The organism is Burkholderia sp. Ac-20345, assembly GCF_017104825.1.
GTDB lineage: Bacteria > Pseudomonadota > Gammaproteobacteria > Burkholderiales > Burkholderiaceae > Burkholderia > Burkholderia lata_B.
On sequence record NZ_JAAGPO010000558.1, the window covers coordinates 1 to 646 of the forward strand.

Sequence of the window (646 nt, forward strand, 5' to 3'; positions counted from 1 at the left end):
CTGCAACAAGCCCGGATATAAAGCTGCAACCCATCCTGTCGTAGTCAGCACACACGAAAAACCTTCGCAAACGGGAGGCGTTCATATAATCAGCGATGAACCAGTTTGCTATCCTGTTCGGCGAGCGGTTTACGCAGGCGCGCGGATAACCTGTTGTTCAACCGCCTCGCCCACAAAAATGCGGACAGGTTCTTTGAAGTTCGCGCTAACGGTGTCCGCGGCAATGCAAATTGTGTCCGTTACTTCTGCTAACGCGTCCGCCTCGCGATGCTGAGCCCACCGCCGGCCTATGGTGGTTCGGCCTCGTGGTGGCAGTCCGGCTGACCTGCCCCCGGTTTTAGTCCGGACTGCAGTTAGAGTCCGAGGTTAAAAGCTGCTGCTTTGCATCGTGCGCCCGGGCGAACTGCACGGGTGTCAGATAAGCGAGCGAACTATGAGGCCGCTCGGTGTTGTACTCGATACGCCATTCCTCAATCAGCCGCCTGGCGTGGCACATTGAAACGAACCAGTGCTCGTTCGGGCATTCATCTCGGAACCGCCCGTTGAAGCTCTCGATATAGGCATTTTCCACCGGCTTGCCAGGCCGAATGAACGACAGCGTGACACCGGCTTCGTAGGCCCATGCATCCAGCACCTTACCAGCGAA

General features: G+C 57.1%; 1 protein-coding gene. It reads right to left on the reverse strand.

Annotated features, from left to right (window positions below):
* Positions 1–337 precede the first annotated feature (337 nt).
* The coding region (locus tag G3O06_RS48665; protein ID WP_205820505.1) for an integrase core domain-containing protein at positions 338–646 on the reverse strand (309 nt) is incomplete at its 5' end.